The following is a 19,455-nucleotide window of genomic DNA, read 5'->3' on the forward strand; positions in this document are numbered from 1 at the left end:
GACCATTTGGCTCCGTACCTTTGCCACGCGTCACGTTCCGACATAGTCTTAGCCTTGCGCATCAAGCCTTGGAGAGCGACATGCCAGATTCCCAGTTGGTCGATCCATTCGGCCGACGCATCACCTACCTGAGACTGTCGGTCACCGACCGCTGCGACTTTCGCTGCACCTATTGCATGAGCGAAGACATGGTCTTCGCGCCGCGTGCGCAGATTCTCACGTTGGAAGAACTGTACGCCGTGGCCGATGCGTTCATCGGCCTAGGGGTCAAGCGTATCCGCGTGACCGGTGGCGAACCGTTGGTGCGAAAAGGGCTGCCGAGCCTGCTGAGTCGTCTGGGTGCGCGTGAAGAACTGGAAGATCTGGCCATCACCACCAACGGCTCGCAATTGCCGGTACTCGCGACAGTACTGCGCGACGCGGGCGTCAAACGTCTTAATGTCAGTCTCGACTCGCTCAAGCGCGAGCGATTCGCCGAGCTGACTCGCCGTGACATGCTTCACCAGGTCATCGAAGGCATCGATGCCGCGCGTAGCGCAGGTTTCCGCCGGATCAAGCTCAACAGCGTGATCCAGAAGGGCAGGAACGACGACGAGGTGCTGGACTTGGTGAATTTCGCCGTGGAGCGCGGGCTGGACATCAGCTTCATCGAGGAGATGCCGCTCGGCAATATCTCCAGCCATGAGCGTGAAATCACCTTTTGTTCCAGCGAAGAGGTGCGTGAACGCATCGAAGTCGGCCACCAGCTGATACGCAGTAGCCACACCACCGGCGGCCCGTCGCGCTATTGGCAGGTCGCCGGCAGCGAAACCCAGGTCGGCTTCATCTCGCCCCACAGCAACAACTTCTGTGGTAGTTGCAACCGGGTGCGTGTCACGGCTGAAGGCAAGCTGGTGCTGTGTCTCGGCCATGAAGGCGCACTGGACCTCAAGACCCTGATGCGCAGCCATCCGGGCGACAGCGAGCGACTGCGTCAAGCGTTGGTCGATGCGCTGCAACTCAAGCCGGAAAGACATGAATTCCGTACCGACCAGCAAGTGCAAGTGGTGCGCTTCATGAGCATGACCGGCGGTTGAAGCGAGCCGCAAGCGATGGCCTGATGCCGTAGGGTGGGCCGGGCGGCGCTCCGCTTCAGCCCACCAGCTACACAGATATCAGGCCACACCAGAACGGAGCTCGCCCCTTACACTTACTTGGTTTCACTCCCGCCGCGATTTAGCCTGTACCGCGTGCGCATCGCCGCATTGGTCCTGCGTGATGCCGTTGTAGTGGGGTCGGGCTGGGCTCCGCTTCGCGTAGGGTGGGCTTCAGCCCACCAGAGCTACAAATCTCAGCTACCGAAACTGCGCACCCATCCCTGCGATGGCCGTAGGGCACCGTGATAAACTCCGCCGTTTCGCGCCAGCACCCACCCGATGCCAGGAATCCCGATGTACACGGCGACTCTCTTGTTCGTCCTCACGCTGACTGCCACGGATAGGCCCGCATGCGTCTGAAAAGCATCAAGCTGGCCGGCTTCAAATCTTTCGTCGACCCCACCACCGTAAGCTTCCCTAGCAACATGGCGGCAGTGGTCGGGCCGAACGGCTGCGGCAAATCCAACATCATCGATGCCGTGCGCTGGGTGATGGGTGAGAGTTCAGCGAAAAACCTGCGCGGCGAGTCGATGACCGATGTCATCTTCAACGGCTCTAACACGCGCAAACCGGTGACTCAAGCCAGCATCGAGCTGATCTTCGACAATTCCGACGGCACACTGACCGGCGAGTATGCAGCCTTCGCCGAAATCTCCATCCGCCGCCGCGTGACCCGCGATGCGCAGAACACCTACTTCCTAAATGGCGTGAAATGCCGCCGCCGCGACATCACCGATATCTTCCTCGGCACCGGCCTGGGGCCGCGCAGTTACTCGATCATCGAGCAGGGCATGATCTCCAAGCTGATCGAGGCCAAGCCTGAGGATCTGCGCAACTTCATCGAAGAGGCGGCAGGCATCTCCAAATACAAGGAGCGCCGCCGTGAAACCGAGAATCGCATTCGCCGCACCCATGAAAATCTGGCGCGCCTGACCGATCTGCGCGAAGAGCTCGAGCGCCAGCTGGAACGCTTGCACCGCCAGGCGCAGTCCGCCGAGAAATATCAGGAATACAAGGCCGAAGAGCGTCAGCTCAAGGCGCAATTGTCGGCGTTGCGTTGGCAGGCGCTGAACGAACAGGTCGGCCAGCGCGAGCAAGTGATCGGTGATCAGGAGGTCGGTTTCGAGGCGCTGGTTGCCGAACAGCGCAACGCGGACGCCGGTATCGAGCGGCTGCGTGACGGTCATCACGAGCTGTCCGAGCGCTTCAATCTCGTTCAGGGGCGCTTCTATTCGGTCGGAGGCGATATCGCACGGGTCGAGCAGAGCATCCAGCACGGCCAGCAGCGTTTGCGGCAATTGCAGGATGATCTTCGCGAGGCCGAGCAAGCACGATTGGAGACCGAATCGCATCTGGGACACGACCGCACCTTGCTCGCCACCCTAGGCGAGGAGCTGGCAATGCTCGAGCCCGAGCAGGACATCGCCGGCGCGGCAGCCGAGGAAACCGCGGCGCAACTCGAAGACGCCGAAACTGCCATGCAGGCATGGCAGGAGCAGTGGGAACGCTTCAATCAGCAAAGTGCCGAGCCGCGTCGGGCGGCCGAGGTGCAGCAGTCGCGTATCCAGCAGCTCGAACATTCACTGGAACGTCTGAGCGAGCGTCAGCGCCGTCTGGATGACGAACGCACCTTGCTCGCTGCCGATCCGGAAGATGTCGCGGTGGCCGAGATGAGTGAGCAATTGGCCGTCAATGAGTTGAGCCTGGAAGAACTGGTCGCCGCCCAAGAGCAGACCCATCAGCAGCTCGAACGCATACGCGAGCAGCTGCAGCAGGCCGGCCAGGCCGAGCAGCAGGCGCAGGGTGAACTGCAGCGGCTCAGCGGCCGCATCGCTTCGCTGGAAGCCCTGCAGCAGGCCGCGATGGATCCAGGCAAAGGCGTTTCCGAATGGTTGCGTGAGCAAGGGCTCGATGAGCGTCCACGCCTCGCCGAAGGGCTACGCGTCGAGCCGGGCTGGGAGCTGGCGGTCGAAACTGTGCTGGGTGCGGATTTGCAGGCGGTCTTACTGGACCAGTTCGACGGCCTCGATATGAGTGGCTTCGAGCAGGGCGATCTACGCCTTGTCAGCCCGGCGCAGGGCGGCGGGGGCATGGCCAACAGCTTGCTGGATAAGGTCGAGTCAGCTGCCGATCTGTCGCCGTGGCTGGGGCGGGGCGTCCGGTGGACGATCTTGATCAGGCGCTGGCTGCACGTGGTTCGCTTGTCGAGGGCGAAAGCCTGATCAGCCGTGACGGCTACTGGGTTGGTCGACATTTTTTGCGCGTGCGACGCGCCGGAGAGGCCGAGTCCGGACTGCTGGCGCGCGGTCAGGAACTGGAGCAGTTGCAGGCTGAGCGCGATGAGCGCGAACAAAGTCTGGAATTGCAGGGCGAGCGGCTCGGCCAGCTTCGCGAAACACAACGTGAATCGGAAGATCGACGCGAACAGCAGCGTCGTCAGCATCAAGACCTGTCCCGTCAGCAGGCCGAGCTGAATGCACGATTATCCGCCAGCCAGGCCAGGCTGGAGCAGCTCAGCTTGCGCCGTGTTCGACTAGATGAAGAGCTTTCCGAACTGTCCGGACAGCGCGAGCTTGAAACCGAACAGCTCGGCGAGGCTCGATTGCATCTGCAGGATGCGCTCGACGCAATGGCAGCGGATACCGAACAACGCGAAACATTGCTGGCGAGCCGCGATGGCATCCGCGAGTCTCTCGACCGGGTTCGACAGGAGGCCCGCCAGCACAAGGACCACGCGCACCAGCTGGCCGTGCGAGTCGGCTCGCTGAAAGCCCAGCATGATTCGACTCGTCAGGCCTTGGAGCGCCTCGAGCAACAATTCGAACGGGCGATAGAGCGTCGCGAGCAGCTCAGTCTGAATCTGGAAGAGGGTGAGGCCCCGCTCGACGAACTGCGTATGAAGCTCGAGGAGCTGCTTGAGCGACGCATGGGCGTCGAAGAGGAGCTCAGGATGGCTCGCCTGGCGCTCGAAGACGCCGACCGAGAATTGCGCGATGTCGAGAAGCGTCGTACCCAGGCCGAACAGCAGGCGCAACTATTACGCGGCCAGCTCGAACAGCAGCGCATGGAGTGGCAAGCGCTCAGCGTTCGGCGCAAGGCGTTGCAGGATCAGCTGCACGAAGATGGCTTCGATCTGCATGGCGTCCTGGCGACGCTGCCTGCTGGTGCAGCGGAGGCGGAGTGGGAGGCCGAACTCGAGCGCCTTGCTGCGCGTATCCAGCGCCTCGGTCCGATCAACTTGGCGGCGATCGATGAATATCACCAGCAATCGGAACGAAAGCGCTATCTCGATGCGCAGAATGACGACCTCACCGAGGCGCTGGATACGCTAGAAAACGTCATTCGCAAGATCGACAAGGAAACCCGCAATCGCTTCAAGGACACCTTCGACCAGATCAATGGCGGCCTGCAGGCGCTTTTCCCCAAGGTTTTCGGTGGCGGCAGCGCTTATCTGGAACTTACCGGGGAAGATTTACTCGATACCGGGGTGGCGATCATGGCGCGTCCGCCGGGCAAGAAGAACAGCACCATCCACCTGTTGTCAGGCGGTGAAAAAGCACTGACCGCTCTGGCGCTCGTGTTTGCGATCTTTCAGCTCAACCCGGCACCGTTCTGCATGCTCGATGAAGTGGATGCACCATTGGACGACGCTAACGTTGGGCGCTACGCGCGTCTGGTCAAGGAAATGTCCGAAAAGGTGCAGTTCATCTACATCACGCACAACAAGATCGCGATGGAGATGGCTGATCAGCTGATGGGCGTGACCATGCATGAACCGGGTTGCTCAAGGTTAGTGGCCGTCGATGTGGAACAGGCGGTAGCGCTAGTGGAGGCTTGAGACGCGCTAGTTCGAGGTGTTTTTGAGGGAAACGGAGACTAATAAAAGAGCCGTGTCGGGCGGTGCACATCTACCGTTCGTCGTGCTAGTTTAGAGCGCAATTTTTGCGATGCGCAGATGAGCCTGTTCAGCGGCTGTGAATCTGCGTCTTTATCATCGATTTCAGGGGTTTAAGCATTAATGGATATCGGTCTGCGCGAGTGGCTGATCCTCATCGGCATCATTGTTATCGCCGGCATTCTTTTCGATGGCTGGCGCCGGATGCGCGGTAGCAAAGGCAAGTTGAAGTTCAAGCTGGACCGCAATATTGCGAGCAATCTTCCAGATGGAGACGAGTCCACCGAGCTGCTGGGCCCGCCGCGAGTCGTGAGCCGCAACAACGAGCCATCGCTGGACGAAACGGATCTCCCATCCATGAGCGCGCGCGAGACAGTCAAGCGGCGCACCAGCGAACCCCAGCAGGGCGACCTGCACTTCAGCAGTGACGAGCCGGTCCCGACATTGCTCGAGCCTGTGGCAGGCGATGACGGTGAGGCGAGCGAGTCCGAGCATGAACTGCCTCCGGTCGAGGAAGTGCTGGTTATTAACGTGATTTCCCGCGACCCGCACGGCTTCCGTGGTCCGGCGCTGCTGCAGAATATTCTGGAAAGCGGCCTGCGTTTCGGCGAAATGGACATTTTCCATCGCCACGAAAGCATGGCAGGCAATGGCGAGGTGCTGTTTTCCATGGCCAACGCGGTCAAGCCCGGCACATTCGATCTGGATGACATCGACCACTTCACTACGCCGGCCGTGAGCTTTTTCCTCGGCCTGCCCGGCCCGCGTCATCCCAAGCAGGCATTCGACGTGATGGTCGCCGCAGCCCGCAAACTGTCCTCGGAACTAAATGGCGAACTGAAAGACGATCAGCGCAGCGTGCTGACCGCACAAACCATCGAGCACTACCGCCAGCGCATCGTCGAATATGAGCGCCGGCAGATGACCGTCAAGCGTTAAAGCCGATCAAAGCGCCGAAGGCCCGAAAGCTGGACGAGCTTGCTTGAAAGAGAATTTGACAGAACTTTGTGGAGCAAGCCTCCAGCCGCCAGTTCCGTTGTAGGGTGGGCTTCAGCCCACCGGGGGTTCCATCTAGCACCTCTTGTGGTGGGCTGAAGCCCACCCTACAGAAGCAGAACGCCGCCGGCCACCTACCAAAAGCCAAACCGCGCGGCCCTTGTAAGAGACGCCCCTGCGGCGAGGCGCCCTGACAATATTCCCGAAAGACCGAAAAAACCCGCTCAACCTGCCGCTAGTTCCGTAGGGTGGGCTTCAGCCCACCGGGTGCGAGCGTCTCCTGTGTTGAGCTGCGGCGGAGCGCCGCCCGGTCCACCAACCAGCGCCCGCCAATCGCGCCTGGGCCGCCTGAAACCCGCGCAAACCTGCCTCCAGCTGCAGGATCGGCTAAAATCCCGCGCCTCATATCAACCAACGGCGCGCTGAGACTGTCTGACCAGCATTGCCATAGCTACGGCTCCGTCATATGCCTTCCGCCCAAACCGCCGCAGAGCGCATCGCCGAACTGCGCAGCGAAATCGACGCTCACAACTATCGCTACTACGTACTCGACGAGCCCAGCGTTCCCGATGCTGAGTACGACCGCCTGTTCAAGGAGCTTAAAGCGCTCGAAACCGAACACCCGGAACTGGTGACGCCGGACTCTCCCACCCAGCGCGTTGGTGGCGCAGCCTTGGCGGCCTTCGGCCAGGTGCGTCACGAAGTGCCGATGTTGAGTTTGGGCAATGCCTTCGAAGAACAGGACCTGCTCGACTTCGACCGGCGCGCCCGCGACGGGCTGGATCTGCCCGCTGGTGATCTGTTCGGCAACGGCGCCGAGCTGGAATACAGCTGCGAACCGAAGCTCGATGGCCTTGCCGTCAGCCTGCTCTACGAAAACGGCCAGCTGGTACGCGGCGCCACGCGTGGTGATGGCAGCACGGGCGAGGACATCAGCACCAACGTCCGCACCATCCGCAATATCCCGCTCAAACTGCATGGCAGCGGCTGGCCGTCGGTGCTGGAAGTGCGCGGTGAGATCTACATGCCCAAGGCGGGCTTCGAGGCGTTGAACGCACGCCAGTTGGAAGCGGGCGGCAAGCCCTTCGCCAACCCGCGCAACGCCGCAGCCGGAAGCCTGCGACAGCTCGACTCGAAGATAACCGCCAGCCGCCCGCTGGAGCTTTGTGCCTACGGCGTCGGCCGCAGCGATGGCGAGCTGCCAGATACTCACATCGGCATCCTCCACGCGCTCAAGGAATGGGGCTTGCCCATCAGCCGTGAGCTGAAGCTGGCCAAGGGCGTCGCTGAATGCCGTGCCTATTACCAGTCGATCGGCGAGAAGCGCGACGCGTTGCCTTACGAAATCGATGGCGTGGTGTTCAAAGTCAACTCGACCGCCCAACAGCGCGAGCTGGGTTTCCGTGCGCGCGAACCACGCTGGGCAATCGCGCATAAGTTTCCGGCCCGCGAGGAAGTGACCGAACTGCTGGATGTGGAATTCCAGGTAGGCCGTACCGGCGCCATCACGCCGGTCGCACGGCTGAAGCCTGTACAGGTCGCTGGCGTGACGGTTTCGAACGCCACGCTGCACAACATGGATGAAGTGGCGCGCCTGGGCGTGATGATCGGCGACACGGTCATCGTGCGGCGCGCGGGCGATGTGATTCCGCAAATCCTTGGCGTGATCCCGGAACGCCGCCCCGAAAATGCGCGGGCCGTTCACGTGCCGGAACAATGCCCAGTCTGCGGCTCGGCCGTTGAACGCACCCAACTGATCAAACGCAGTAAGGGTCGGGAGTCCATCAGCGAAGGTTCGATCTACCGCTGCGTAGGCCGGCTGGCCTGTCAGGCGCAGCTCAAGCAGGCGATCATTCATTTCGTTTCGCGTCGTGCCATGGACATCGACGGGCTGGGCGACAAGATCGTCGAGCAGCTGGTCGATACCGGACTGGTTAACTCGCCAGCCGATCTGTACTGCCTGACCTTCGAGCAAGTATTGGGGCTAGAAGGCTTCGCCGAAGTGTCGAGCCGCAACCTGCTCAAATCCATCGATGCCAGCCGCACGCCGTCCTTAGCGCGCTTCATCTATGCGCTGGGCATTCCCGACGTGGGCGAGGGCACGGCCAAACTTCTGGCGCGCGCGCTGGGTTCCCTGGATCGTATCAGCCGGGCATTGCCGGATGTGCTGGTCTACCTGCCGGACATCGGCCTGGAAGTTGCCCACGAGATTCATAGCTTCTTCGAGGACGCGCACAACCAGCTCGTCATCGAACAGCTGCGCGAGCGTGGCGTGCAATTACAGGAGGAGGGCGACGTGCATCCTGAGTTCGCCGCCTGCGCGACGCTCGCCGGGCTGCTCGACAAGCTCAACATTCCGTTTATTGCCGCCACCGGTGCCCAGCGTCTCGCCGACCGCTTCGGTAGTCTCAAGGGCATCATCGAAGCCGACTGGCTAGATCTGCGTCAGGTCGAGCGCCTCAATGAAAAAGCCGCTCGTGCATTACGCGACTATTTCGACGACCCGACCAACGCCGAACGCGCCTACGCAATCGAGGCCCAGCTGCATGAGTTCGGCATGCACTGGCAAAGCGAACGCAAGGCAGCGCAAGGCTTGCCGTTGGCGGGACAAACTTGGGTGCTCACCGGCACGCTGGAAAGCATGAGCCGCGACGAGGCGAAGGCAAGGTTGGAGGCGTTGGGCGCGAAAGTTTCGGGGTCGGTATCGGCGAAGACCAGCGTAGTGGTGGCCGGGCCGGGCGCAGGGTCGAAGCTGGCTAAAGCCAACGAACTTGGCGTTGCGGTGGAGGACGAGGAGTCGTTCCTGCAACGACTCGCGGCGCTCGAAAACTAACCTACAACCAACGCCGGTTTCTGGCGAACTGCGCATCCTCTTGGGCGGGTACAGTTCGCCAATAAGCAGGCACCCCAGATCCGGCGACCGCTTGTACCCGCTAGGGCTCGCCCCGCGACGAACGCCAGTGTGTTGGAAAAAGGCAAAAGCTTCGCGCCGAGGGCGGCCCTCCTACAAAAGCAGCGGCATCACTCTGACCCGTGGGAGGCGCGCCCTCGCGGCGAAAAGGGCTTCCAGGCCACTCCAAAAACCAAACACTCCCGCACGCATCTGCCGTCCACCTCGCCCCATCCATTAAAGTTTTCCAACCAGCGCCCGAAAACCTTCGCAGGCGGGCTCGCTTGTTTGCGGATTCGCCGGCGTCGTACAGGTTGTTTTCGGGGCTTGCAAAAATATTTTCGATTGCCTCCTAAAGCTCACCGAAACGACGCCGATAAGCTAATCGAATGCGAACTCAATGGGTGCCTGGGCAAAAGCCGGCCCGGAGTCGCAAGCTCAGGCAACCAAAGTAACTAGCGCCCTTGGAGGCACATCATGGCTCTTACAGTCAATACAAACATTGCATCGCTCAACACTCAGCGTAACCTGCAATCTTCGTCCAACGCCCTCAGCACCTCCATGCAGCGCCTGTCTACTGGTAGCCGCATCAACAGTGCCAAAGACGATGCCGCCGGCCTGCAGATCGCCAACCGCCTGACTAGCCAAATAAGCGGCTTGGGTGTGGCGGTTAAGAATGCTAACGATGGCATCTCCATGGCTCAGACTGCCGAAGGTGCGATGCAGCAAAGCACGAACATCCTTCAGCGTATGCGGGATCTCTCGCTTCAAGCCGCCAACGGCTCCAACGATAGTGCTGACCGGGGAGCGTTGCAGAAGGAAGTCTCGCAACTTCAGCAAGAAATGGACCGAATTGCCGAAACGACCGTATTCGGCGGCCGTAAATTGCTTAACGGGACCTTTAGTGGAGTCCAGTTTCAAGTTGGATCCAACGCAAATGAAACCATTGGTTTCAGCATTGGTTCAGCACGTGCTGAGGATCTTGGTAGGGTTAACGCTCTTTCGTTTGCAGGACTGGATTCTAGCAATGTCGCGAGCGGCAGCGCTGGCGGAATCGCTACGCAAGATCTTACGTTTAAAGTCGATAATCGCGAGAGCAAGGTGTCCTTGACAGCTGGCGCAAGTGCTCGTGATGTTGCTGATGCAGTCAACGCAGAGGTAGACGGTGTAACAGCCAAAGCGACCACTGTAGCTCAAGTTGGTTTCGCAGATATTGCTGCAGGTGCAGACGCAGGCGATGCTGCTGACGACGTTGAAGTCTCGATGAGCTTCAATATTAACGGCATTACCTTGTCCAACATCGGCAATGCTGATGGTATGACTGGCGCGCAGCAAGCTGAAGCACTACAAAAAGCCATTCAATCTGAATCTAGGTTGTCTGATTTGCAAGTTTCTATTGACGGAACTGATCCTACAAAACTGAATATCACTGATAGCACAGGCAAAAATATATCGGTTGAGCTCGCTGGCAACACTGGCGCAGCCGCAGTGACTCTGGATTCAATGCAGTCGGATGCAGCAGGTGCGTTGACTGGCACTGGCAGTGCCCAAGATCTAGTTGCTGATGGCGCAAATGGTGTAGTCACGGGCCAAGTGTCATTTACGGCGACAGCTGGCGCTGTAAGTGTCAAAAGCAGCGTTGGCGCTAACAATGGACTGGGTACTTTGGGGACCACCGAAGTAGTTGGGGCACTAGCTGATTCTGGTAAGCGGGTCTCTACGATCGATATTTCGACGGTAGATGGAGCGCAGTCAGCTATAGACGTTATCGATGCCGCTCTGGCTTCAATCGACGACACCCGGGCAAATATGGGTGCGGTGCAGAACCGCTTCGAAAACACTATTTCTAACCTGCAGAACATCAGCGAAAACGTTTCCGCAGCCCGTGGCCGTATCCAGGACACCGACTTCGCTGCAGAAACTGCCAACCTGAGTAAGAACCAGATCCTACAACAGGCGGGTACTGCGATCCTCGCCCAGGCCAAGCAGCTGCCGCAGGCTGTTCTGAGTCTGCTGCAGTAACAGAGCAGAAGGCGTTAATGATGAGGGTAGGGCCTGTGCTCTACCCTCATTGATTCATGAGAGGTGAATCAATGGACGTCGGAAAATTATCTGGCGGAGCCGCACCGCAAACGCAGATGACAGCTGGATCGTCACCCAGCCTCCCCAAGGAGGCTGGGTTTTCTGCGTCCGATAAGCTCCAGCCAGCAACCGCTCCAGCAAAAGCGGAAGAGCAGGAAAGCACCGCCGACTTGGTCGAACAGCTTCGGTCGCAGATGCAGAATATCCAGCGGGATCTGAACTTCAGCGTCGACGATTCCACCGGGGACGTGGTTGTTCGTGTGATTGATGGCGAGTCAGGCAAAGTCGTTCGGCAGATACCGTCGGAGGAAATCCTTCGGCTTACCGAGCGACTGGATGAAATGCGTAGTTTGTTGTTCGAAGCCAAAGCCTGACGGTACGATTTTTGTATTGAGCTTTTCGGCTAACAATTTTTTTGACGAGGTAAGGCTATGGCTGGCGTAACAGGTATTGGTTCCGGTATTGACATCGACAGTATCGTGTCCAGCATGGTCGCGGCTGAGCGTGCGCCTAAAGAGACGCAGCTCGCGAACCTCGAAAAGAAGACCACCACCCAAATTACTGCCGTTGGTGCATTGAAAAGCGCCATCAGCGACTTCCAGACGGCGCTTGGCGCACTGAACAAGCCTGAGCTGTTCCAGGCGCGTTCGGCTACATCCAGCAAGTCGGATCTGGTTGGCGTCACTGCCAGTACCACTGCCGGCGCTGGTAGCTATCAGGTCGAGGTAGAAAAGCTGGCAACCAGCAGCAAAGTAGCTCTTGCTGCGGTTAAGAACACCGCCGACGCGCCGGCGCGTTTTGCCAGCGGAACGCTGGAGATTTCCCTGGGTGTACCGGGTAATCCGCCTTCAAAAGAATCGTTTTCCGTTACGGTTGACGAGAGCAACAACACATTCACGGGTATGCGTGACGCCATCAACGCGGCCGGCAAAGATATGGGCGTCAGTGCCACCATCGTGACGGACGAGCATGGCTCGCGGCTCGTGCTTAGCAGCAGCAAAAGCGGTGACGGGCGCGATATCACTGTGGCGGGAACTGGCGCAGCATCGGTACAGGATGGTGAAGTCAGTCTTTCGAAACTGGCTTTCGACGGTACCTCGAGTACCGGTGAAGGCGCACGCGCGCTGGCTTCGGCCCAGAGCGCCAGGCTGTCTATCGATGGTTTGCAGATCGTCAGTGAAACTAACAAGGTTGAGGGTGCCATTGATGGCGTTACGCTCGATCTCAAGGCCAAGACGGTTCAAAACGAGCCGCTAACGATCAACGTTGCGGAAGACAAGGCAGGCGTCAAAAAGCAGATCCAGTCGTTCGTCGACAGCTACAACAAGCTGATTGGCGTAATCAATGCACAGACCAAGGTCACCTCGGTTGGCGATGACAAGGTCCCGTTGACTGGCGCGCTGGTAGGGGATGCGACGGCGCGCACGTTGTTGGGGACGATTCGCAACGAACTGGTGAACGTGCAAGGTGATGGCTCCCTTCGCGCCTTGGCGGACTTGGGTATCACAACACAGAAAGACGGCACGCTGAAAACTGATGATGCCAAGCTCGGCAAGGCCATGGACGGCAACTTTACCGAGCTGTCGGCGTTCTTTACTGGCGAAAAAGGTCTCGCTAGTCGCCTGGATGAGAAGCTCAAGCCCTACACGGAGACCGGCGGCATTCTCGAACAGCGCAACAAGGCGATGACCGAGACCATCTCGAAGATCGATGATCAGAAGGAAGATTTGAACCGCCGCATCACCTCGCTGCAAGAGCGACTCTACAAGCAGTTCAACGCGATGGACTTGTTGGTGGGGCAGTTGTCGAATACGTCCAACAGCCTTCTCGCATCGCTGGAAAATCTGCCTTGGGCGGCGGGTAATTCCAAGAAATAAAGCTGCGCTGGTCAGTAAGTTTTGGTGGGCTGAAGCGGAGCGCCGCCCGGTGCCTACGGGTATGGTGAAGGGCTTATGTAGGGTGGGCTTCAGCCCACCGGTAGAGTGCCGCACGTACGCATCGGCGCGATTTATGTAAGAGCCAGGCGGGGTTCTTTGGTTCGGCTTGCTAGTTGGCCAGCAGGTTCGGTGGGCTGAAGCCCACCCTACGAGTTGTGCACGGTTCAGCCCATTTGTGAGAGAGCCGAAACCGAGTGTGCCGAGAAACGATCCACTGGAAAACCAGTCCCGCCACGGTAGTGAGTTTTGCTATCGATCCTAAGCCGCCGCCAAGGCGGTTTTTTTCTTTTTCGATCAAATTTTCCCAACGGCTATCAAGCTTGAGCGACCTCGACCGATAAGCTGTACATGCAAATTGATGTGGCAAGGGGCTCATCCAAATGAATGCTATGGCAGCAATGAGGCAGTACCAGCAAGTCGGTGTTAAGGCCCAGGTGACCGAGGCCGATCCGCACCGTTTGATTCAGATGTTGATGCAAGGTGGGCTGGATCGTATCGCTCAGGCCAAGGGTGCTATGGAACGTGAGGCATACGCTGAGAAAGGCACGCTGATTGGTAAGGCCGTCAACATAATCGGTGGGCTGCGCGACGTGCTGGACAAGAAGGCGGGCGGCGAGCTGGCGGAAAATCTGGATCGCCTGTACGAATTCATGACGATGCGGCTGTTCGAAGCCAGCCGGCATAACGATGTGAGTAAGCTCGATGAAGTGGCGAATCTGCTAGGTGAAATCAAGCAAGGTTGGGACGGCATCGCGCCTAAGGTTTGATCAGGCCGCACCGCTATAGGCGGCTACTTGTCAACGCAACACTGACGCACTGTCTGGCAACTGAGCCAGCCAGTGCGTTTCGCTTTCAGCGGTACTCGCAAAGATAAGCGGTATCCGACGCAACCTTCAGCTGGAACTTGCTGTTGGCTGGCACGGTGAATTGAGTGCCGGCGCCAAAGGTTTCGTAGCTGTCGCTACCCGGTAGTTTGACGTCCAGGCTGCCGGCGATCACGTGCATTACTTCCAACTGGTTGGTGCCAAATTCGTAATCGCCTGCGGCCATGACGCCGATAGTGGCGGGGCCTGCTGCCATGTCGAAGGCGATGGATTTGACGGTGCCGTCGAAGTACTCGTTGACCTTGAACATTCGGATTACCTGAGGTGGGTGAAAAAGCTGGCAGTATGCCCAAGTGGTTCGAGGGCGTCATCTGTCTGAGTGGGTGGTATATGGGCGAAGGCCTGTGGCCTGTTTCGCCGCGAGGGCGCGCCTCCCAGGAAGCGGTGCGGGAGGGCTTTGCTCTCTGGCAGGCCCGACCTCGGGGCGATGCTTTTGTATTGGCAGGCTGGTGCCTGGGGTTCTCGTGAGGGTGGGCACTGCTGTGAGTGCCTAGCTTCGAAATATGAAATAGATCGCAGCTAACAGGCAGATCCCGGCCCAGAGTTAGTCGAGCTTCAGCGCTGCTGCATATAGAGCACGCTGAAGGATACGAAGATCGCGAGGGTGATGACCTCTTGCATGATCTTTAGTTGGCCGACGGACAGCTCGGTGTAGGCGATTCGGTTGGCGGGCACCGTCATCGGATACTCGAACAAGGCGATGCCCCAACTGATCAGTGCAGCGATCTGCCAGGGTTTGCCGTTGAGTGTTTGAGATGGCCCTACTAGGCGAAGGTCATGAACAGTTTGGAGATGCAGAGCAGGGCGGCAGTCTGAAGCCAGATGGGCACTGGAAGTCTCCGGGTTGGTGCCTGGTGCCGTTTACCCTCCGATCCCGATGAAGCCGCTCTCGCAGCCTACAGACAGGCTTCTGTAATTCGCTGCATCGGAGCGACCGGGTTGCTCAGTTGAGCAGCGTGGGGATCAGGGCGCGATATGTTACGTCAAGCGCGGCAGGGCTGGGGGTCGTTGGGACGGTTCTGACGAACGAGCCGGCTATATCAAACCGCCTGGCTATACTTTTTTTCACATGCGCGCACTTTCCGCACGCCCTACCTATTCCGCAGAGACCCGCCGGCCCTATGGAAACGCTTTATCTAATCTTTTTGCTGTTGCTTGCGGTGGGTGCAAGCCGGATTCTCGCCAATGTCATACCGGTGCCGCTGCCGATCCTGCAGATCCTGATGGGCAGCATGCTGGCGCTTCCGCCGTTCGGAATGGGCGTTGAGCTGCGGCCGGAGATCTTCATGTTGCTGTTCATTCCGCCGCTGCTGTTCTACGACGGTTGGAAGATTCCCAAGCGCGAGTTCACCGAGCATGGCGCGGAGATGACCGCCATGGCGCTGGTGCTTGTGCTGGTCATCCTGGTGGTGGTTGGTTACTTCATCCATTGGTTGTTGCCGACGATTCCGTTGGCGGCGAGCTTCGCACTGGCGGCCATTCTCTCGCCAACCGATGCATTGGCCGTGATCGCCATCGCCCAGGGCCGGCTCCCGCGCCATATGGCGCACCAGCTGGAAGGCGAGGCGATGATGAACGATGCCACTGGCCTGGTCTCGTTCAAGTTCGCACTGGCCGCCGCCATTACCGGCACCTTTTCGCTGACGACGGTCACCGGCGAGTTTTTTGTCATCGCGCTGGGTGGCCTGCTCATTGGCGCCGGCCTGAGCTGGGCGGTGGGCAAGGCCAAGCAATGGATGACCGCACGGGACCTGTTCGATCCCTCGGCCTATGTGCTGATGATTCTGCTGCTCCCCTTTGCCGCGTTCTTCCTGGCTGAGCATGCGGGCATGTCCGGCATCCTCTCGGCCGTGGCGGCGGGCATGGTGCAGAGCCGCATCGACATGCTGCCGGTGAAGACCAGCACGCGCATCCTCAACCGCAGCATCTGGGAGATGCTCGATTTTAGCTTCAACGGTCTGGTGTTCCTGCTGCTGGGGCTGCAATTCCCGCGGATCGTGGAGCGGGTTTGGGAAGCGGCTGGGCAGCAGAGCTACAGCATGCCGATGTTGATCTTCAGCGCATTGGCGATCATGGCGCTGCTGCTGGTGATCCGCTTCGGTTTCGTTTACGCCTATCACTGGAGCGAGGCGCGGGTGCTTCGGGCGCTCGGAAAGACGGTCCAGCCCAAACCCCTCCGGCTGTTTTCCGCACTCAGCGCCGTGGCGGGCGTGCGTGGGGCAATCACCCTGGCCGGCGTCCTGTCGATTCCACTAATGATTGGCGACACGCCATTTCCGGGGCGCGATCTGATGATTTTTCTGGCGGCCGCCGTGATCATCTTGTCGTTGCTGGTCGGTGCGCTGGGCATTCCCTATTTCCTCAAGCAACTGCCTAACAACGATGTTGAACAACACAGAGAGGAGCTCAAGAAAGCCCGTCGGATCGCCGCCCAGGCTGCGGTCACCTGGCTGGAAAACTGGAAACAGGCCAACCCCGTGGAGGATCCCGACGAGGCGCTGCTGCGCAGCGAGGTCACGGCTCGGATTACCGAGTCTTATCGGCACGACATCGAAGCCTTGATGGATCATCAGGATCGGGCGAACCAGGCGCGCCAGACGCAGGTGCTGGAGCGTGACATTCGCGTGCAGGCCATCGCTGTGCAGCGCAAGGAACTGTACCGGATGAGAAAACGCCACCTGATCGACGAGCAGATGCTGCAGATCCTGCTGCGTGAACTCGATTACGAGGAAGCGGCGCTTGGGGCGGGCGACACGGTTTAGGCGCTGTCTCGTCTCGCGACGGGCCCGCTCTTCGGGTGCCAGAAGGCGCAGGCAAAGTTGAGGGTCGACCTTGTTCGGCCTTCGCAGATCTGCGGCCAAATGAATTCAGCCCTACAGAGTCCCTGGGCATGCTGACTTTCCGTTCGCATCCGCACCGGAGCCTGCTTGTGCGCGAGGCAAGGCCGCGCCCGATCCCGACGGGCGTTGTGGAGCGCCAACCGGCCTGGGATATTTGGCGCAGCAACGCGGATTGCCATGAAATAGCAACAGACTCTAGCGGCCGGCCTGATCCTGTTGTGGCTCAGGTTCGAGCACCGCGATGGTATTGCTGCTGCGCTTGAACGACACCAGCTCGGCTAGCCAGGCCTGTAATACAGGCGAATTGCCTTTCTGGTTGCGTAGTGCGATGGAGAGAATCTCGCGGGCGATGGTCACCATCGCGCTTTTGCTTCCGAGAAAATGCCAGTTGAACCAGCCGTCACCGTAGGTCAACGGCATCTTCTGCCCGGGCGCGAGGGGGATGTACACCTTCACGGACAGATCGAACAGCACCTCCGGTTTGGAGATGATCAGCAGCTTTACGTCCGCCACCTTGCTCAACCAGTAGCGATGATCGAAACGACCTCCAGTCAGCTCTGCGGATTGGCTCAGGGCTTCGTTGATCAGCGCTCTGTTATCGATGAGTTGCACGGTGAGGATTCCGTTTCAGGGTGGCCACGCCGCTCTCGAGTCCCCGCTGCATAGGACGGGGACGAGACCGGCTGTGTAGGGCGCCTCGGAAGACTGGCGGATCGAACCGCGCCCGCTTCGCTTGGCATGTCGGTTTATCGGTCCATCAGTACTTTTGTTTAGCGCCGGGCGTCGAAATATCTGTCTGGCACCGGTTGTGTCTCGATAATCACCAGAGCGGTCTCGCTAGACCGGCTGAATGGCTGGCCACTTTTAGCGCATGGCCTGATCTGTGCTTAATCACCGAATGCATTGAGGAAGCGATCCATGATCGAGCGACTTTTTGTATACGGCTCCCTCGCACCTGGGCGGCCGAACGAGCACATCCTGGCGGCGATTCCCGGTACCTGGGGGCCCGCAAGCGTGTCGGGCAGGTTGCGTGAAGAAGGTTGGGGCGCGGCGCTGGGGTTTCCCGGTCTCGATCTGGATGAACGCGGCGAGACGGTCAAAGGCTTCGTGCTCAGTTCAGAGGCGTTTGCGGCGCATTGGGCAAGGCTCGATGAGTTCGAAGGCGACGCCTACAGACGCATCCTGGCGGACGTCAGACTCGGCAACGGTCAGACTGTAAAAGCGTATATCTATGCGCTCGGAGCAGGTTCAGCTAAGGGCTAATTAAACGCTGCGAATTGCTTGCCGCATCTCCGCAGCGCGTCGTTTCAGATGCCCGCCAAGCTCACTTGGCGAACAACTGGCTCATGTCTTTGAATGCCTTGAATTCCAGCGCATTGCCGCAGGGATCGAAGAGGAACATCGTGGCCTGCTCGCCAACCTGTCCCTTGAAGCGCACATAAGGCTCGATGACGAATTGGGTCCCCAGCGAGCGCAGACGCTCGGCCAGCGCTTCCCACTCCCGCCAGCTCAGCACGATGCCGAAGTGCGGTACCGGCACGTCATGACCGTCCACCGCGTTGGTGTGCGCTGCGTCCTGAGACTGGGTTTTCGGATGTTCATGGATCACCAGCTGATGTCCGTAGAAATCGAAGTCGACCCAGTGCTCGGATGAACGCCCTTCGGCAAGGCCGAACACTTCCCCGTAGAAATGGCGGGCCGCCGGCAAGTCGTAAACGGGAATCGCAAGGTGAAACGGGGAAAGGCTCATCGGGGCTTCCTTCTTATGGTGAAACGGAAGCGGCATTCTTGCCGATTTTTTCCGCCTTTCGACAACGGATATGTTTTGATTCGAGCCTTAAGAAAATCGATGGATCGTGCCGATGATTCGTGAACTGAAAACCTTCCTGGCTATCGTCCGGTGCGGCAGTTTCGCTGCTGCGGGCAACCAGATCGGCCTGACCCAGTCGGCCGTGAGCGCTCAGATCAGGAATCTCGAAGATGCGTTAGGTATGCGTTTATTCGATCGAACAGGGCGTTCAGCTCATCTCAACGCAGCCGGCCTGCGTGCGGTGCCGCTAGCCGAACAGATTCTTGAAACCTTTGCGCTGATGGGGCAGCCGGAGTCGCTTGGTGAATACCGAGGCGAACTGCGCATCGGTGCCATCGCCACCGTGCAGACCGGATTGCTGCCCCCGGTGCTGCTGCGTTTGCTGCGCGAAGCACCGGGCGTCGCGCCCAAGCTCGTTCCAGGCGTTTCGCTGAATCTCCTGTCGCAGGTCGACGCCGGAGATATCGATCTGGCGGTGATGATCCGGCCGCCATTTGCGCTACCCAAGGAATTGCACGCTGAGCTAATCCAGAAGGAGCCCTTCGTGCTGATCGCGCCGTTGAACATCGAAGGCGATGACCCGTTCAAGCTGCTCGTCGAGTACCCCTTCGTGCGCTACGACCGTAGCTCCTTCGGCGGCCGCCAGGTAAGTCGGTTCCTGCGCAAACACAATCTGGACGTGCGTCCGGGTCTTGAGCTGGACGAGCTGGACGCTATCGTGAAAATGGTCGAAAGCGGCTTGGGCGTGGCGCTGGTACCGACGGCGGGGCTATGGCTCGAACGCGCGCCCACGGTCCGCATCATTTCCCTCGGTAGCGCTACTTTTTATCGCGAGTTAGTGCTCGTCAGCCGCCACAGCGCGCAGCGATTACCCCTGCATCAGCTGTTTCGGCGCAGCCTGTGGGAGGAGCTGAGCGGAGGTGAGCCCGGAAATTGACAAGCAGCGAAAGCGCTTCACCTGAACGGCGAAACAGGCGCTGGCCAC

Annotated in this window: 13 protein-coding genes and 2 pseudogenes; 11 read left to right on the forward strand and 4 right to left on the reverse strand. The window is 59.4% G+C overall.

Translation table 11 applies throughout. The features are described 5' to 3' along the window. The first annotated feature begins 80 nt into the window (after positions 1-80). The 8 genes and pseudogenes from moaA to fliS all read left to right on the forward strand — a co-directional run bounded on the left by moaA (position 81) and on the right by fliS (position 13,703). Positions 81-1,076 (forward strand): GTP 3',8-cyclase MoaA, encoded by a 996-nt coding sequence (gene moaA / locus NA645_RS07740; RefSeq protein WP_256048286.1) that lies wholly within the window; start codon positions 81-83, stop codon positions 1,074-1,076. A 410-nt stretch (positions 1,077-1,486) separates the two neighbouring features. Further along, a pseudogene (gene smc / locus NA645_RS07745) lies at positions 1,487-4,974 on the forward strand (chromosome segregation protein SMC). A gap of 180 nt (positions 4,975-5,154) precedes the next feature. After that, on the forward strand, positions 5,155-5,970 hold the full coding sequence (zipA, locus tag NA645_RS07750; protein ID WP_256048287.1) for a cell division protein ZipA: 816 nt from the start codon (positions 5,155-5,157) through the stop codon (positions 5,968-5,970). A 523-nt stretch (positions 5,971-6,493) separates the two neighbouring features. Then, positions 6,494-8,860 (forward strand): NAD-dependent DNA ligase LigA, encoded by a 2,367-nt coding sequence (gene ligA / locus NA645_RS07755; protein ID WP_256048288.1) that lies wholly within the window; start codon positions 6,494-6,496, stop codon positions 8,858-8,860. A gap of 534 nt (positions 8,861-9,394) precedes the next feature. Further along, positions 9,395-10,939: a flagellin gene (locus NA645_RS07760; protein ID WP_256048289.1), complete on the forward strand. Its 1,545-nt coding sequence runs from the start codon at positions 9,395-9,397 to the stop codon at positions 10,937-10,939. A gap of 71 nt (positions 10,940-11,010) precedes the next feature. Further along, positions 11,011-11,373, forward strand: a complete 363-nt coding sequence (locus NA645_RS07765) for a flagellar protein FlaG (RefSeq protein ID WP_256048290.1) — start codon at positions 11,011-11,013, stop codon at positions 11,371-11,373. A 57-nt stretch (positions 11,374-11,430) separates the two neighbouring features. After that, a complete protein-coding gene (gene fliD, locus NA645_RS07770) occupies positions 11,431-12,876 on the forward strand; it encodes a flagellar filament capping protein FliD (protein WP_256048291.1) in 1,446 nt (481 codons plus the stop codon). 440 nt (positions 12,877-13,316) lie between these two features. Further along, a complete protein-coding gene (gene fliS, locus NA645_RS07775; RefSeq protein WP_256048292.1) occupies positions 13,317-13,703 on the forward strand; it encodes a flagellar export chaperone FliS in 387 nt (128 codons plus the stop codon). A gap of 85 nt (positions 13,704-13,788) precedes the next feature. Here fliS and NA645_RS07780 read toward each other — a convergent pair whose 3' ends face one another. Both NA645_RS07780 and NA645_RS07785 read right to left on the reverse strand, forming a co-directional pair. Continuing rightward, positions 13,789-14,070 (reverse strand): pyrimidine/purine nucleoside phosphorylase, encoded by a 282-nt coding sequence (locus NA645_RS07780; RefSeq protein WP_256048293.1) that lies wholly within the window; start codon positions 14,068-14,070, stop codon positions 13,789-13,791. A gap of 294 nt (positions 14,071-14,364) precedes the next feature. Continuing rightward, positions 14,365-14,650, reverse strand: a pseudogene (locus NA645_RS07785) (DMT family protein). 291 nt (positions 14,651-14,941) lie between these two features. Here NA645_RS07785 and NA645_RS07790 point away from each other — a divergent pair. Continuing rightward, positions 14,942-16,582 (forward strand): Na+/H+ antiporter, encoded by a 1,641-nt coding sequence (locus NA645_RS07790; RefSeq protein ID WP_256048294.1) that lies wholly within the window; start codon positions 14,942-14,944, stop codon positions 16,580-16,582. Positions 16,583-16,855: 273 nt separating this feature from the next. Here NA645_RS07790 and NA645_RS07795 read toward each other — a convergent pair whose 3' ends face one another. Beyond that, the gene (locus NA645_RS07795; RefSeq protein WP_256048295.1) at positions 16,856-17,272 is read right to left on the reverse strand and encodes a hypothetical protein; all 417 of its coding nucleotides are present in this window, start codon (positions 17,270-17,272) and stop codon (positions 16,856-16,858) included. 306 nt (positions 17,273-17,578) lie between these two features. Here NA645_RS07795 and NA645_RS07800 point away from each other — a divergent pair, with 306 nt between their 5' ends. Continuing rightward, entirely contained in the window at positions 17,579-17,923 is a 345-nt protein-coding gene (locus tag NA645_RS07800; RefSeq protein WP_272892002.1) for a gamma-glutamylcyclotransferase family protein, read from the forward strand. Between the two features lie 61 nt (positions 17,924-17,984). On the opposite strand, the gene NA645_RS07805 is transcribed toward NA645_RS07800, so the two are convergent. Beyond that, positions 17,985-18,410 carry a VOC family protein gene (locus tag NA645_RS07805; RefSeq protein WP_256048296.1) on the reverse strand — a complete coding sequence of 142 codons (426 nt, stop codon included), beginning with the start codon at positions 18,408-18,410 and terminating at the stop codon, positions 17,985-17,987. A gap of 112 nt (positions 18,411-18,522) precedes the next feature. Here NA645_RS07805 and NA645_RS07810 point away from each other — a divergent pair, with 112 nt between their 5' ends. Beyond that, positions 18,523-19,407: a LysR family transcriptional regulator gene (locus NA645_RS07810; RefSeq protein WP_256048297.1), complete on the forward strand. Its 885-nt coding sequence runs from the start codon at positions 18,523-18,525 to the stop codon at positions 19,405-19,407. The last annotated feature ends 48 nt before the right edge of the window (positions 19,408-19,455 follow it).

The organism is Stutzerimonas stutzeri, assembly GCF_024448955.1.
GTDB lineage: Bacteria > Pseudomonadota > Gammaproteobacteria > Pseudomonadales > Pseudomonadaceae > Stutzerimonas > Stutzerimonas stutzeri_AQ.

Bases quoted from the DNA above. Each gene is read 5' to 3' on its own strand.
- moaA (WP_256048286.1), top strand. From the start codon at position 81: ATGCCAGATTCCCAGTTGGTCGATCCATTCGGCCGACGCATCACCTAC.
- zipA (WP_256048287.1), top strand. From the start codon at position 5,155: ATGGATATCGGTCTGCGCGAGTGGCTGATCCTCATCGGCATCATTGTT.
- ligA (WP_256048288.1), top strand. From the start codon at position 6,494: ATGCCTTCCGCCCAAACCGCCGCAGAGCGCATCGCCGAACTGCGCAGC.
- NA645_RS07760 (WP_256048289.1), top strand. From the start codon at position 9,395: ATGGCTCTTACAGTCAATACAAACATTGCATCGCTCAACACTCAGCGT.
- NA645_RS07765 (WP_256048290.1), top strand. From the start codon at position 11,011: ATGGACGTCGGAAAATTATCTGGCGGAGCCGCACCGCAAACGCAGATG.
- fliD (WP_256048291.1), top strand. From the start codon at position 11,431: ATGGCTGGCGTAACAGGTATTGGTTCCGGTATTGACATCGACAGTATC.
- fliS (WP_256048292.1), top strand. From the start codon at position 13,317: ATGAATGCTATGGCAGCAATGAGGCAGTACCAGCAAGTCGGTGTTAAG.
- NA645_RS07780 (WP_256048293.1), bottom strand. From the start codon at position 14,070: ATGTTCAAGGTCAACGAGTACTTCGACGGCACCGTCAAATCCATCGCC.
- NA645_RS07790 (WP_256048294.1), top strand. From the start codon at position 14,942: ATGGAAACGCTTTATCTAATCTTTTTGCTGTTGCTTGCGGTGGGTGCA.
- NA645_RS07800 (WP_272892002.1), top strand. From the start codon at position 17,579: ATGATCGAGCGACTTTTTGTATACGGCTCCCTCGCACCTGGGCGGCCG.
- NA645_RS07805 (WP_256048296.1), bottom strand. From the start codon at position 18,410: ATGAGCCTTTCCCCGTTTCACCTTGCGATTCCCGTTTACGACTTGCCG.
- NA645_RS07810 (WP_256048297.1), top strand. From the start codon at position 18,523: ATGATTCGTGAACTGAAAACCTTCCTGGCTATCGTCCGGTGCGGCAGT.